Source organism: Mesorhizobium sp. NBSH29, assembly GCF_015500055.1.
GTDB lineage: Bacteria > Pseudomonadota > Alphaproteobacteria > Rhizobiales > Rhizobiaceae > Neomesorhizobium.
This window is the reverse complement of the sequence record NZ_CP045492.1, coordinates 1,444,184-1,457,285: the sequence shown is the minus strand read 5'-3', so window position 1 is coordinate 1,457,285 and position 13,102 is coordinate 1,444,184. Positions and strand designations below refer to the sequence as shown.

Below are 13,102 nucleotides of genomic sequence, written 5' to 3'. Positions count from 1 at the left end.
GCCAGAAACGAAAAAGGCCGCCCGGAGGCGACCTTTTCGATCCGAGTTGAACTGGAATTACTTGGCGTTGGCACCTGTGAGTGCGGTCGCGATCTTGTCGAAGGTAAGCTTCAACTGATCACCAATAAGGCCGGCACCAACCATAATGGCAAGTGCGATAAGGGCAGCGATGAGACCATATTCAATGGCAGTCGCGCCGGATTCGTCTTTGCGGAAACGTGCGAAAAACTTAGTCATGCGAGAGCTCCTACTCTTTCGTGTTAACAGCTAACCGTCGACTGTTTTGCATGCATCGATCGGATAGGCTCACAATATGCGGCAGCTCTTTCATTCCGCTTAAGAAACAGCCTTACCGAATTCTTTCTTATTTCACGAAAAATCGGAGCATTTCCGCGAGGCGTTTGCGCCGTCCTTTATAATACTCACTGGAAACCATCGGGATGAGCCTTGGTTTCACTTGGCCAACTTAACGCTTGGTTCACCAATATCGTTCATTTTCCTACAAATTCTACGGGATGAAATGGGTGACGCGAATGGGCAGCCGCTTTCAATTGATGTTTCTGACCGCACTGTCAGTGCTGGGCGGAGTGAACCTGGTCAACGCGGAGCCGGGGATCGAAGTCGTTATGAACCAGGCGCGTATCGTGAAGCTTGGGCGGGCAGCCGACACTATTATCATCGGCAACCCCGAGATCGCCGACGCGTCCGTCCAGGACGCCAATACTATCGTGCTGACCGGCAAAGGTTTCGGCATTACCAATATGGTCGCTCTTGATCGCGACGGCACACCCATTGTCGATGCACAAATTTCTGTCGTGCGGCAGGCTGCAGGATCCGTGCGGGTCTATCGTCGCGCCAATGTTCAGACTCTCTCGTGCACGCCTTACTGCGAGGGGTCTTATAAAAGCGAAGCGGAGCGGCAATCCGACGCCGAAATCGCCCAGTAGCTTGCTCTAGCCTGATCAGCTTTCCGGTTTGGTTGTTGGTTGTTCGCCCGTGATGGTTATGCACCAGTAAAGGATTAGCCGGGTCTTTTACGGATCAATCAAACCGGAACGAAACGGATGTGGGATAGTGTCATTTCCGTATCGCATGGGCTTGGTGACAAATGTGGATTATAAACAGGCATAGTTGGACACGGCAGCGCGCTGAAAGGCGGCGCCCGTGGCTTATGTCGCGCTTTAGCCGTGATGAGCATGGCTCAACCGCCATCGAATTCGGCATACTGGCTCTGCCCTTTTTGATGCTGCTGTTTGCCATTCTCGAAACCGGGATTTCCTTTGCTGCCCAACAACTGATGGCAAACGCAACCGACGACGTGGCCCGCCAGATACGCACCGGTCAGTTGACCTCGGCCAATCTCACCCAGTCATCACTACGCGATAAAATCTGCGTTCAACTGGAGATGATGGTGACCAAGGGGTGTCCTGGTCTGGCAGTTGATTTGCGGCTTCGATCGACATTTGCAGAACTCGCCCAGATAAAAGCACCTTTGAAAGGGAGCGGTCGGGAGCAAGAAATCGATTTAGCGGCAGTGGGTTTTGAAGTCGGCAAAGGCGCTGACAAAAGTACGCTGCGGGTACTTTATGGTTGGCCGATCATATCAAATCTGATGCAGAAAAGCCTGTCCACAATGAAAGGAAGCAAGATGCTGCTCTATGCATCTGCAACCTGGCAAAATGAACCGTTTTAACGTGGCGGGGGCTATGTTCAGATCGATTTCAACATTTATCGGAAAGATAAAGTCTGATCATCGGGGGGTAGCAGCGATCGAATTTGCGATGGTCGCTCCGCTCCTTATCGGGATGTGCCTGGTGACTTGGGAGCTGGCCCTCGGTGTCGACACGAGCCGAAAAGTTGGCCGCGCCGGCAGCACCATTGGCGACCTTGTCGCTCAGGAAAACACGATGAAAAAGTCGGAGTTGCAGGGCATTCTGACCATCGGCAGATCTATTATCCAGCCCTACAATCGCTCGGATCCTGCGGTTACGATCACCGCGATAACCGTGAGCAATGATGCGGCTGCAAAGCCAACGGTTGCATGGGCGTATAAAGTATCAGGCAGCAACTCATATTCTCCCGGAGCGGCTGTAGGATCGCCGGAGACACTCCCGGAAAAGCTTCGTACGCCTGGGGCATTCCTGATCCGGGTCGAAAGCAACCTCAGCTACAAACCAGCTATCACTTTCAGCAGTACGACCAATGACCGTGCAGGACTTGGTGGGTCTCGGCCTTCCTATGAGATGAAGGAGACCTACTTCATGCGTCCTCGCATCAGCGTCAACATCCTCTGCACAGACTGCTATTCGTAGCAATCTGGTTCAAGGTGCCTCATTGAGCAAACGAATTGCCATTGCCGGCAATGGCTCTTAAGGCTGTAGTTCAGCCCGGTGTGCGCATCGAACGGAACCCATGAAACGCGCTTTTGTCTTCGTTCTTGATTCCTTCGGCGTTGGTGGCGCTGCCGACGCCCAACACTTTCGCGATGAAGGCGCAAACACATTCCTGCATATCGCAGCCGCCTGCGCCAGCGGTCGCTGTGACCGGGAAGGCGTTCGTGCCGGACGGCTTTGCGTCCCCAACATGACGAGCTTGGGCATTCAACAAGCGGCGGATAGAGCGTGCTCGTTCGATGCCGGTTTTCTCGCACCTGCACCGCTAGCGCCTTCTGCCTTCTTTGGCGCTTCCGATGAAATTTCGAGCGGCAAGGACACACCCTCGGGTCATTGGGAGATTGCCGGTGTGCCGGTGCTTTTTGACTGGGGTTACTTCCCCAACACCATCCCGACTTTCCCCCACTTTCTAACCGAAGCTATCATTAAAGACGCCAACCTGCCGGGGATTCTCGGCAACCGGCATGCTTCAGGGACAGAGATCATTGCGGAACTGGGAGGCGCGCACATGTCGAGCGGCAAGCCTATTCTCTATACATCAGCCGATTCGGTGCTGCAGATCGCTGCCCATGAAGAACATTTCGGGCTGGAACGCCTCTATGAACTGTGCCTCATCGCACGACGGCTGGTCGATCCGCTGAACATTGGCCGCGTTATTGCCAGACCTTTCGTCGGCGACAGCCCTGAAAATTTCGAGCGTACTGCAAACCGACGCGACTTTTCCGTGCCGCCGCCGGAGCCAACAGTTCTGGATCGTCTGACCGAGCGCGGTAGCCGGGTGATCGGCATCGGCAAGATCGGCGATATTTTTGCGCATCGCGGTGTTTCCGAAGTACGCAAGGGAGCGGGTAACATGGCGCTGTTCGACGCCGCACTCGACGCCATGGCAGATGCCGGCGATGGCGATCTGGTGTTCGCCAATTTTGTCGATTTCGATTCTCTCTACGGGCACCGGCGCGACGTTGCAGGATATGCCGCAGCGCTTGAAGCCTTTGACCGCCGAATTCCAGAGGCACTTGTGCTGCTTCAACCGGGTGATCTTTTCCTGCTCACGGCCGACCATGGGTGCGACCCTTCCTGGCCGGGCACGGAGCATACCAGAGAACGCGTTCCCATTTTCGGGATCGCCAAGGGCAACCGGGGAGGCCCGATCGGCCTGCGCTCGACATTTTCCGATATCGGCCAGACCGTTGCCGAGCATCTCGGCATGGCAGCCGGACCGCATGGCACCTCGTTCTACCCGTCCATAGCAGCCGATGCCTGAGCTTCCCGAAGTCGAGACTGTCCGCCGCGGGCTGCAACCGGTGTTCGAGGGAGCCGTGATCACCAGAGTCGAGGTCCGGCGACCCAATCTGCGCTTTCCGTTTCCACCCCATTTTGCCGAAAGGCTGGCTGGCCGCACCGTGTCCGCTCTTTCCCGGCGCGCCAAATATCTCATAGTCGCTCTCGAGGGTGGACCTTCTCTGATCTGTCACCTTGGAATGTCGGGATCGTTCCGCGTGGAGGCTGACACCGATCTGGCTCCTGGCACCTTTCACCATGAGCGCGGTAAAATCGCCGCTCATGATCATGTGGTGTTCACCCTGCGTAAACAGAACGACACCGCGCGGGTGGTCTTTAATGACCCGAGACGGTTTGGCTTCATGCTGTTTGCGGAAGACGGTGACCTGAATGCCCATCCTATGTTGGCTCATCTGGGAGTGGAGCCAACCGGCAATACGCTGAGCGGGGCGTTGCTCGCAGACCTGCTGCGCAACAAGAAGGCGCCGCTGAAGGCCGCGCTGCTTGATCAGACACTCATCGCCGGTCTCGGCAACATCTATGTCGCCGAGGCGTTGTGGCGGGCGCAGCTCTCGCCGCTTCGCGCGGCAGGGTCCATTGCTCCCCGATCCGGCAGACCGGGAGTGCGGGCCGAACGTCTGGCCGAGGCAATCCGGGACGTGATCGCAGATGCCATCGCCGCCGGTGGCTCGTCATTGCGGGATCACATCCAGACCGACGGATCGCTTGGATATTTCCAGCACCGGTTCAGCGTCTACGATCGGGAAGGAGCACCCTGTCCGCGCGCGACGTGCAGCGGCACAGTCCAGCGTATCGTCCAGAGCGGGCGCTCGACTTTCTATTGCCCCACCTGCCAGCGGTAGGGTACTCGGTTGATATTCTGCATGCTGGAGGCCGGACATGGACTATGAAACAATCCTCGTTGAGACCCGCGGCAAGGTAGGCCTGGTCACGCTCAACCGGCCAAAGGCCCTGAACGCACTCAATTCCAAGCTGCTCGGCGAACTGGTTGCCGCGTTGAAAGTATTTGATGCCGATGCCGGAATTGGTGCGATCGTCCTCACCGGCTCGGAAAAAGCATTCGCCGCTGGCGCCGACATCAAGGAGATGCAGGCCAAGAGCTACGTCGAGGCTTATCTGGAAGACTTCTTCTCAGGCTGGGAAGGCGTGACCCAGACCCGCAAACCGATCATCGCGGCAGTGGCTGGTTACGCTCTTGGCGGCGGCTGTGAACTCGCCATGATGTGCGATTTCATTATTGCCGGCGACAACGCCAAATTCGGGCAGCCTGAAATCACGCTAGGCGTGATGCCGGGCATGGGCGGATCGCAGCGGCTGACGCGTTTTGTTGGAAAATCCAAGGCCATGGATATGTGCCTGACGGGGCGGATGATGGATGCCGCTGAGGCCGAACGCGCAGGCCTCGTGTCACGTGTCGTGCCAGCGGGTGAACTTCTTGACGAAGCCTTGAAGGCCGCCGAGAAGATCGCCGGTTTTTCGCTGCCCTCGGTGATGATGAACAAGGAGGCGATCAACCGCGCCTATGAGACGACGCTGGCTGAGGGGCTGCGTTTCGAGCGCCGCATCTTCCACGCCATGTTCGCGCTTGAGGACCAGAAAGAGGGAATGGCGGCGTTCGTGGAAAAGCGGCCTGCACAGTTTCGAAACCGCTGAGCGCCACCTGTGCAGAAAGACCACGATGCGGCGTTGACGCCTCAATCAAGCTGCATTATAAGCCGCGACAACTGAGGTGGCCCTCCGGCTGCCCTTTGTTTTTGTGCCCGGCTAATGCCACGGCGCCATTTGCAGATAGAAGAGAGGCATCATGGCCAACACATCCTCGGCCAAAAAGGCAACGCGAAAGATCGCGCGCCGCGCAGAAGTCAACAAGACGCGCCGTTCGCGCGTGCGCACTTATCTGCGCGCAGTGGAAGAGGCGCTGGCTTCTGGCGACAAGACCGCCGCTGAAGCTGCCTTCCAGGCCGCCCAGCCGGAATTGATGCGTGCTGCCGGCAAGGGTGTGTTCCACAAGAATACAGCCTCACGCAAAGTTTCGCGGCTTGCCCAGCGTCTGAAGACGCTTTCCGCATAAACTCTGTATTTAGACTCAGTGTCCGATGGACCCGGCTCTCACGAGCCGGGTTTTTTCGTTTGCCGGGCAACACTTAGCCCAATGCCACTGCCGCCGGGTTATCCGGGTATAAAACGCTTTGCCGGCGTGTGGTCTGTATATGTTCTCCTACGGCCCCGACCGGGACCCGTTACCCGCAGAGCTTCATCACTATTTCATCAATAAATTCAAACGCTTACAGGAGGTTGTCAACAGCTTGTTCATAGCAGCTGCCAGCCTCCCCGGTTGACTCAGTGTCAAGCAGTTTTTTTGAATTTATTTCTTCGCCAGTTGACCCAAATTCGGCACTGCGAAAAGGTTTTGAATCAAAACAGTTTATTCGTTTTTCGTGCGTTCTGGCGCGCGACGGGAACCGCTCTGCTAACCAGATTCGTTAAAAATCCGTTAGCCGTGGCCTTGCCCTGTCCACAGCGTTTTTTGTAGTCTCAAAACATCAAGAGGGACGGGCCGGACAGCCTCGGAGCCTAGCTGAAATTGCTGAAATATGCAGCGCGGGAGATTATCCGCGGGTGGCGAAGCTTTGACAATCCAAAACGACCTGACGCTGAAGATCCTGGATCGGGGTGACTTTCACTCTGGCGTTCGCGCCGGACTCGGGAAAGTTTGGCCTTGCGCAGACAGGGGACGCGGCAACGCCTGGAACGTCAAATCGGCGTTCGGGTAGAGGACTGGGCGGCCACGCGGATGGCGCCCGGTGAAAACGAATTGTTGTCATTCAGCACCGGGCGGAGGTGTGATTGGCGACCAACATAAGGACTGGGACGATCATGCAGAGCGCAATCGAAAGGGAAGCGGGGGGCCATATTCCTTTTCACAACAGCATTGAGGGGCAGGTTATGGGAGCGGCAGTCGCAGGGAACGCAGAAAACACGTTTGACCGGGTAAAGATCCAGCTGAAGGCACGCCTTGGCAGCGAAGTCTATTCCAGCTGGTTTGGGAGGATGAAGCTTGCGGAAGCCTCCAAAGGGCTTGCACGGCTTTCGGTGCCGACGGCTTTCCTGCGCTCATGGATCAACGGTCACTACCTCGACCTGATCAACGAACTTTGGCGTAAAGAAGAACCCGACTGCCTGAAGATCGAAATCGTAGTGCGCAGCGCAACGCGACAAAGCCGTGCGCTGCCCGAGATCGATCAGCCTTTGATGCGCAAGGCCTTGAAGCCGACGCAGACGGCGCTCGGCTCCGGCACACTGGCTTCTGTGCGATCAGACCGCCTTCCGGTCTCCCGCAATGGCGCTGCGCCGACCGAGGGTCGCCAGACCGTTCTGGGCTCGCCGCTTGATGGTCGCTACACGTTCCAGTCCTTCATCGAGGGCCCGTCAAACCGCGTCGCTTTCGCAGCTGCCAAGGCCGTAGCCGAATCGCAGTCGACGGCGGTGCGTTTTAACCCGCTGTTCCTGCATGCGACTGTCGGGCTGGGCAAAACCCATCTGTTGCAGGCCATCGCCGCCGAAGCGCTGCGCCAGAATCCGCAATCGCGGGTGGTCTATCTCACGGCGGAGTATTTCATGTGGCGCTTTGCCACCGCGATCCGCGACAACAATGCGCTGACGTTGAAGGAGCAGTTGCGCGACATTGATCTGCTGATCATCGACGACATGCAATTCCTGCAGGGCAAATCGATCCAGCACGAATTCTGTCACCTCATCAACATGCTGCTGGACAGCGCCAAGCAGGTAGTCGTGGCTGCTGACCGCCCGCCTTCGGAATTGGAATCGCTCGAGCCGCGGGTGCGTTCGCGCCTCAACGGCGGCGTTGCGCTGGAGATGTCGTCGCCAGATTTTGGTATGCGCCTTGGCATGCTGAAGCTCAGGCATGCGGCCGCCAAGGCAGAGGATCAGTCGCTGAACATTCCAGACGACATCCTCACCCACGTCGCACGGACCGTCACCGGCAGCGGTCGCGAGCTCGAGGGCGCGTTCAACCAGCTCTTGTTTCGCCATTCGTTCGAACCGCAGATCACTATCGACCGAATCGATGAGATTTTGGGCCACATCTATCGCTCCGGCGAGCCCAAGCGGGTGCGGATCGAGGACATCCAGCGCATCGTGGCGCGGCATTACAATGTGTCGAAGACGGAGCTGTTGTCCAACCGGCGCACGCGCACCATCGTCAAGCCGCGGCAGATCGCCATGTATCTGGCCAAGGTGATGACGCCGCGCTCGCTGCCTGAGATCGGCCGGCGCTTTGGCGGGCGTGATCACACCACGGTTCTCCACGCGGTGCGCAAGATCGAGGGCCTATCGGGCGACGACAACACGCTGGCGCAGGAGCTCGAACTGCTCCGCAGGCTGATCTCCGATCAGGCGTAAGCACTGCAAAAACGGGGATGCGGCGGACCTCCCTCCTGCAATGCAGGCGTTATCCCCAGAAAGCCCTCGGAAGTGCTGTCTCAGCCCTCCGCGGGCTTGCCTTTACCGGTGTTTTCCTGTCAGTTTGCAGCGATTCTGACCCAGTTGCGGTCCTTCGCGACGAACCCGTCGGCGGAATTCCGCACCTTCCATTGTAGCGAGACCAACTCGTCATGCGTGTAGTCATTGAACGCTCTAATCTTCTGAAGTCGCTGAACCACGTTCACCGTGTCGTTGAGCGCCGGAACACCATTCCGATTCTCTCCAACGTGCTTCTGGCCGGCACCGGCGCAAGCCTGGAGATGAAGGCAACCGACCTTGACCTGGAAGTGACCGAAGCCACGGCCGCCAATGTGGAGCAAGGCGGTGCGACAACCGTTCCTGCACACCTGCTCTACGACATCGTGCGCAAGCTTTCAGATGGCGCGGAAGTGATGCTGAAGACGGACGACGAAGGTCAGTCCATGTCGGTCATCTCGGGCCGGTCGAATTTCCGGCTTCAATGCCTGCCGCAATCGGATTTTCCCGAGCTCACGGCTGGCGCGTTCTCGCATATTTTTCGGATCGACTCGGCAGCGCTCAAGGGCCTGATTGAAAAGACGCAGTTTGCGATCTCGACCGAGGAAACCCGCTATTATCTGAACGGCATCTACCTGCACGCGATTGAAAGCGGCGGGAAATTGAAGCTGCGCTCGGTGGCGACCGATGGCCACCGGCTGGCGCGTGCCGAAATGGAAGCTCCTGCAGGCTGCGAAGGCATGCCCGGCATCATCATTCCACGCAAGACTGTCAGCGAGTTGCAAAAGCTGGTCGATAACCCAGATGTAGCGGTGACGATCGAACTTTCCGACACCAAAATTCGCTTCACCATTGGGAGCGTCGTCCTGACATCCAAGCTTATCGACGGGACGTTCCCTGACTATCAGCGGGTCATTCCGACCGGCAACGATAAGAAGCTGATTATCGACCGACAAAGCTTTGCTGCTGCTGTTGACCGCGTTTCGACGATTTCCTCCGAGCGTGGACGCGCGGTGAAGATGTCGATCACCGAGGGGCTGGTGACACTGGCCGTCAACAACCCCGATTCGGGTAGCGCCACGGAAGAAGTGCACGCAGAATACTCGTCCGATCCAATCGAGATTGGCTTCAACGCCAAATATCTGATGGATGTGACCGCGCAGCTTTCGGGCAGCGAGGCCCGTTTCATGCTGGCGGATGCCGGATCCCCTACCCTCATTCACGACACGACGGACGAACACGCGCTCTACGTGCTCATGCCGATGCGTGTCTAGCTCACAGCTGGCCATGCCGGATCAAGAGCAGGCTGGCCGGCAACACGGCGAGATCGCGCCGCATGTCAGCAAGCTGACGCTGACCGATTTCCGCAATTATCAAGCTCTTTCACTTGAGCTGATGCCTGGACCGGTTGTCTTCACCGGCGCAAACGGCGCCGGTAAAACCAATCTTCTCGAAGCTATTTCTTTCCTGACACCAGGGCGCGGGCTGCGGCGCGCACCGTACGGTGATGTCGCGAGGGCAGGAACCGTCAGCGGTTTTGCGCTGCATGCCGAACTGAACGGTCCTGCTGGCGAATGCAGCATCGGGACAGGGACAGTCGGAGATGGCGAAACCGTTCGCCGCGTGCGCATCAATGGTGCACCGTCAAAATCTGCCGACCGCCTGCTCGAATGGGTGCGCGTCACCTGGATTACGCCTTCCATGGACGCGCTGTTTACCGGACCGGCAGCCGACCGCCGGCGTTTTCTTGACCGGCTGGTATTGGCGGTAGATCCGGCCCATGGCCAGCGTGCACTCGATTATGAAAAGGCGATGCGCGGTCGAAACCGGCTGTTGGCGGAAAATTCGCGCAATGGAAGCTGGTTCGAGGCCATTGAAACCCAGATGGCCGAGACTGGTACCGCGATTGCCGCAGCGCGGGGCGAACTGGCGCGCCTGCTTGCGGGCATGGTGGCGCGGCTGCCCGAGAACACACCTTTTCCCAAAGCTGACTTCGCACTTTCGGGCGCGCTTGAGGAGGCGATCGGCCACCGGCCAGCTGTCGATGTCGAGGAGGATTTCCGCCGGCGTCTTGCTGAAGGGCGTGAGCGCGACCGTGCCGCCGGGCGCACGCTTGAAGGACCACACCGGTCAGACCTGTTGGTGCGTCATTCGCCCAAGGATATGCCAGCTGAACTGTGTTCCACCGGCGAGCAAAAGGCGCTTCTGGTCGGACTTATCCTGTCTCATGCGAGGCTTTGCGGCGAGATTTCCGGGTTGGTACCGATCCTGCTGCTTGATGAAATTGCAGCCCATCTGGATGCGGACCGGCGCGCAGCATTATTTGCTATCCTGGATGATCTCGGCTGTCAGGTGTTCATGACCGGCACCGAAACCAGTCTGTTTTCAGCACTGCGCGGGCGGGCGCAATTCCTCCATGTCGACCATGGCCGCGTGTCCGCCAATGTTGATACCTGACAAAGCCGATCCTGATGCTATGTTCCGGATATGAACGTTTCCAATCCCACACCGCTCTCCCCTGACGAACTGGAGCGCTACGCGCGCCACATCATCTTGCCTGAGATCGGCGGCAGCGGGCAGCAGCGGCTGAAGCGGGCTCGCGTTCTGGTGATTGGCGCTGGCGGCCTTGGCGCGCCGGTGCTGCACTATCTGGCGGCGGCAGGCGTCGGCACGCTCGGGATTGTCGACGATGATATCGTTTCGCTCTCCAATCTTCAGCGGCAGGTAATCCACGGCATGGCAGCCATCGACCAGCCGAAAACCGCAAGCGCGGCAGCGGCCATCGGGGCGCTCAATCCACACGTGACGGTTACCCAGCACCGTATGCGGCTCGATGCCAGCAACGTGAACGGGCTGATCGCCGCCTACGACATTGTCGTCGACGGTTCGGATAATTTTGCGACACGCTATAGTCTTGCCGATGCCTGCGACACGGGTCAGCGCCCGCTGGTCCACGCCGCCGTTGGCCGCTTCGATGGTTCGTTGACGGTCCTGAAACCCTACGAGACCGGGAGCGATGGGAAGCTGTTCCCGCGCTATCGCGACCTGTTTCCCGAGCCGCCGCCAGAGGGGCTTATTCCCTCCTGTGCTGAAGCGGGCATCGTTGGCGCGCTGACCGGCGTGATGGGAACTTTGCAGGCGATGGAAGTGATCAAGCTGATCACCGGCATTGGCGAGCCGCTCGTGGGACGTATCTTACTCTATGACGCGCTCGCAGCACGGTTTGACACGGTGCGTTATGCGAGGGCCGCATGAGTCTCAGCCTGACGCCCGATGAACAGGCCATCGCTGCCGGGCGCGATGGCGACGGGGCCGCTATGGCGATGCGCATCGTTGCGGGCGCCGGACGGCTGCTTGGTGCGCCCCATCTCATCGAGATCCAGTCTGCCCACATTGACGGTGCGCTGTATCATGGCGATAGCGGCACGCTGTTTGCCGAAAAGCTGGTTGCAGGCAGCGCCCATGTTTCGGTTCGCGCGACATTGAACGTCGGCGCGCTCGACCTCACGGGATGTTCGCGTGTGCGCCTCGAGGAACCGCAACGATCGATGGCGCGCCGGATGATGGACGCGTATCGCGCGCTCGGATGCGAACCCAGCTGGACCTGCGCGCCCTATCAGGCGGGACACCGCCCCGGCTTGGCCACCGATGTGGCGTGGGGCGAGTCCAACGCGGTAGTGTTCTGCAATTCGGTTCTCGGGGCCCGGACCAATCGGTATGGCGATTTCCTCGACATAGCCTGCGCCATTGCAGGGCGGGCGCCCTTGAGTGGTCTTCACATCGCCGAAAACCGACACGCAACGCTGGTGTTTGACGTCAGCGCAATTCCCCGCGGGTTCCTGCAATCGGAAATCGCATGGCCGATCCTTGGTTCGCTCTATGGACGCGAGGTCGGAGAGGCGATTGGTGTCGTGGTCGGGGTCGACACGCACCCGGGGGAGGATCGCCTGAAGGCGTTTGGTGCAGCGGCGGCTTCAACCGGCGCAGTTGGGCTTTTTCATATCGCAGGCGTCACCCCCGAAGCGCCAACGCTGGAGACCGTGTTGGCTGGGCAAGCGCCCAAGGCGACGATAATGGTGACGGGCGGCATGGTGACCGAGACCCGAGCCCGGCTTTCGACCGCTGTGAACGCGGACCGGATTGACGCGGTTGCGATTGGTAGCCCGCATCTGTCGGAGGCGGAATTTGTGGAACTTGAGCGGCTGATTGCGGGGCGACGCCTCACCATCCCGATCCATGCCTGCACGGGCCGGCACGCGCTTCAGAAGCTTGATGCCAACGGTATGCGCAAGCGGCTCGAAGGATGTGGTGTGGTCGTCGTGGCGGATACCTGCGTGGTTGTGACGCCGATCCTGCCCCCCACGGGCAATGGCGTGCTGATGACCAATTCCGGCAAGTTCGCGCAGTACGCGCCCGGCAACACAGGGTATGCGGTGCTTTACGGGTCGCTGGCCGATTGTGTTGAAAGTGCTGTGACCGGCCGGCCAGTTGTCACGGAGATGGCCTGGTGATTTCTGCAACATGTACAGTTCTGGTGGCCGGCAAACCGGCGCTGGGTCATGCGCTGGTGCTGGATGCGCCGATCAGTTTTTGGGGCGGCGTTGATCCAACCACCGGGATGATCGCTGATGTTCGCCATCCGCAGCATGGCGTCGTGATCGCAGGCAGAGTTCTGTTCCTGCCCGGCACCATTGGATCATCATCCGCGTCATCCGTGCTTCTGGAACTCGTGCGCGGCGACTGCGCCCCGGCGGCAATCATCCTCCACGAACCGGATGCGATTCTGTTGATCGGATTGATTGTTGCGCGTGAAATGGGATGGGAAGCACCACCGGCGCTGCAACTCCACCGCGACCGGCACCCACAGTTTGCGGGAATGGACATAAGCTTAAAACCCGACGGCACGATCTTCACCGTGGCGGGATGAT

The 13,102-nt window shown here is 58.9% G+C and carries 14 protein-coding genes; 13 read left to right on the top strand and 1 reads right to left on the bottom strand.

Translation table 11 applies throughout. The features are described 5' to 3' along the window. Positions 1-57: 57 nt before the first annotated feature. Complete coding sequence (locus tag GA830_RS07230) at positions 58-237, bottom strand: Flp family type IVb pilin (RefSeq protein ID WP_195164377.1); 180 nt, start codon at positions 235-237, stop codon at positions 58-60. Between the two features lie 317 nt (positions 238-554). Here GA830_RS07230 and GA830_RS07225 point away from each other — a divergent pair, with 317 nt between their 5' ends. From GA830_RS07225 to GA830_RS07165, 13 genes are all read left to right on the top strand, one after another. After that, positions 555-947, top strand: a complete 393-nt coding sequence (locus GA830_RS07225; RefSeq protein WP_258045654.1) for a pilus assembly protein N-terminal domain-containing protein — start codon at positions 555-557, stop codon at positions 945-947. Between the two features lie 224 nt (positions 948-1,171). Then, positions 1,172-1,693: a TadE/TadG family type IV pilus assembly protein gene (locus GA830_RS07220; RefSeq protein WP_258045585.1), complete on the top strand. Its 522-nt coding sequence runs from the start codon at positions 1,172-1,174 to the stop codon at positions 1,691-1,693. Further along, positions 1,659-2,312, top strand: coding sequence for a TadE/TadG family type IV pilus assembly protein (locus GA830_RS07215; RefSeq protein WP_195164374.1), 654 nt, complete (start codon positions 1,659-1,661; stop codon positions 2,310-2,312). Before GA830_RS07220 ends, GA830_RS07215 begins: the two co-directional genes overlap by 35 nt. A 100-nt stretch (positions 2,313-2,412) precedes the next feature. Beyond that, on the top strand, positions 2,413-3,657 hold the full coding sequence (locus tag GA830_RS07210) for a phosphopentomutase (protein ID WP_195164373.1): 1,245 nt from the start codon (positions 2,413-2,415) through the stop codon (positions 3,655-3,657). Beyond that, positions 3,650-4,537 carry a bifunctional DNA-formamidopyrimidine glycosylase/DNA-(apurinic or apyrimidinic site) lyase gene (gene mutM / locus GA830_RS07205; protein ID WP_195164372.1) on the top strand — a complete coding sequence of 296 codons (888 nt, stop codon included), beginning with the start codon at positions 3,650-3,652 and terminating at the stop codon, positions 4,535-4,537. Before GA830_RS07210 ends, mutM begins: the two co-directional genes overlap by 8 nt. Before the next feature lie 37 nt (positions 4,538-4,574). Then, positions 4,575-5,348 (top strand): enoyl-CoA hydratase, encoded by a 774-nt coding sequence (locus GA830_RS07200; RefSeq protein WP_195164371.1) that lies wholly within the window; start codon positions 4,575-4,577, stop codon positions 5,346-5,348. Between the two features lie 151 nt (positions 5,349-5,499). Continuing rightward, on the top strand, positions 5,500-5,766 hold the full coding sequence (gene rpsT, locus GA830_RS07195; protein WP_195164370.1) for a 30S ribosomal protein S20: 267 nt from the start codon (positions 5,500-5,502) through the stop codon (positions 5,764-5,766). A gap of 875 nt (positions 5,767-6,641) precedes the next feature. Continuing rightward, positions 6,642-8,117, top strand: a complete 1,476-nt coding sequence (dnaA, locus tag GA830_RS07190; protein WP_258045653.1) for a chromosomal replication initiator protein DnaA — start codon at positions 6,642-6,644, stop codon at positions 8,115-8,117. Positions 8,118-8,329: 212 nt separating this feature from the next. Next, a complete protein-coding gene (gene dnaN, locus GA830_RS07185; protein ID WP_195164368.1) occupies positions 8,330-9,448 on the top strand; it encodes a DNA polymerase III subunit beta in 1,119 nt (372 codons plus the stop codon). A gap of 13 nt (positions 9,449-9,461) precedes the next feature. Beyond that, positions 9,462-10,631 (top strand): DNA replication/repair protein RecF, encoded by a 1,170-nt coding sequence (recF, locus tag GA830_RS07180; protein ID WP_195164367.1) that lies wholly within the window; start codon positions 9,462-9,464, stop codon positions 10,629-10,631. Positions 10,632-10,661: 30 nt separating this feature from the next. Next, entirely contained in the window at positions 10,662-11,429 is a 768-nt protein-coding gene (locus GA830_RS07175; RefSeq protein WP_195164366.1) for a molybdopterin-synthase adenylyltransferase MoeB, read from the top strand. Further along, the gene (locus GA830_RS07170; protein WP_195164365.1) at positions 11,426-12,685 is read left to right on the top strand and encodes an aconitase X; all 1,260 of its coding nucleotides are present in this window, start codon (positions 11,426-11,428) and stop codon (positions 12,683-12,685) included. The genes GA830_RS07175 and GA830_RS07170 overlap by 4 nt, the downstream gene beginning before the upstream one ends. Beyond that, the gene (locus GA830_RS07165) at positions 12,685-13,101 is read left to right on the top strand and encodes an aconitase X swivel domain-containing protein (protein WP_374939310.1); all 417 of its coding nucleotides are present in this window, start codon (positions 12,685-12,687) and stop codon (positions 13,099-13,101) included. The genes GA830_RS07170 and GA830_RS07165 overlap by 1 nt, the downstream gene beginning before the upstream one ends. Position 13,102: the final 1 nt, after the last annotated feature.

Excerpts from the sequence above, each read along its gene's own strand:
- GA830_RS07230 (WP_195164377.1), bottom strand. The coding sequence starts at position 237 with ATGACTAAGTTTTTCGCACGTTTCCGCAAAGACGAATCCGGCGCGACT.
- GA830_RS07225 (WP_258045654.1), top strand. The coding sequence starts at position 555 with ATGTTTCTGACCGCACTGTCAGTGCTGGGCGGAGTGAACCTGGTCAAC.
- GA830_RS07220 (WP_258045585.1), top strand. The coding sequence starts at position 1,172 with ATGTCGCGCTTTAGCCGTGATGAGCATGGCTCAACCGCCATCGAATTC.
- GA830_RS07215 (WP_195164374.1), top strand. The coding sequence starts at position 1,659 with ATGCATCTGCAACCTGGCAAAATGAACCGTTTTAACGTGGCGGGGGCT.
- GA830_RS07210 (WP_195164373.1), top strand. The coding sequence starts at position 2,413 with ATGAAACGCGCTTTTGTCTTCGTTCTTGATTCCTTCGGCGTTGGTGGC.
- mutM (WP_195164372.1), top strand. The coding sequence starts at position 3,650 with ATGCCTGAGCTTCCCGAAGTCGAGACTGTCCGCCGCGGGCTGCAACCG.
- GA830_RS07200 (WP_195164371.1), top strand. The coding sequence starts at position 4,575 with ATGGACTATGAAACAATCCTCGTTGAGACCCGCGGCAAGGTAGGCCTG.
- rpsT (WP_195164370.1), top strand. The coding sequence starts at position 5,500 with ATGGCCAACACATCCTCGGCCAAAAAGGCAACGCGAAAGATCGCGCGC.
- dnaA (WP_258045653.1), top strand. The coding sequence starts at position 6,642 with ATGGGAGCGGCAGTCGCAGGGAACGCAGAAAACACGTTTGACCGGGTA.
- dnaN (WP_195164368.1), top strand. The coding sequence starts at position 8,330 with ATGCGTGTAGTCATTGAACGCTCTAATCTTCTGAAGTCGCTGAACCAC.
- recF (WP_195164367.1), top strand. The coding sequence starts at position 9,462 with ATGCCGGATCAAGAGCAGGCTGGCCGGCAACACGGCGAGATCGCGCCG.
- GA830_RS07175 (WP_195164366.1), top strand. The coding sequence starts at position 10,662 with ATGAACGTTTCCAATCCCACACCGCTCTCCCCTGACGAACTGGAGCGC.
- GA830_RS07170 (WP_195164365.1), top strand. The coding sequence starts at position 11,426 with ATGAGTCTCAGCCTGACGCCCGATGAACAGGCCATCGCTGCCGGGCGC.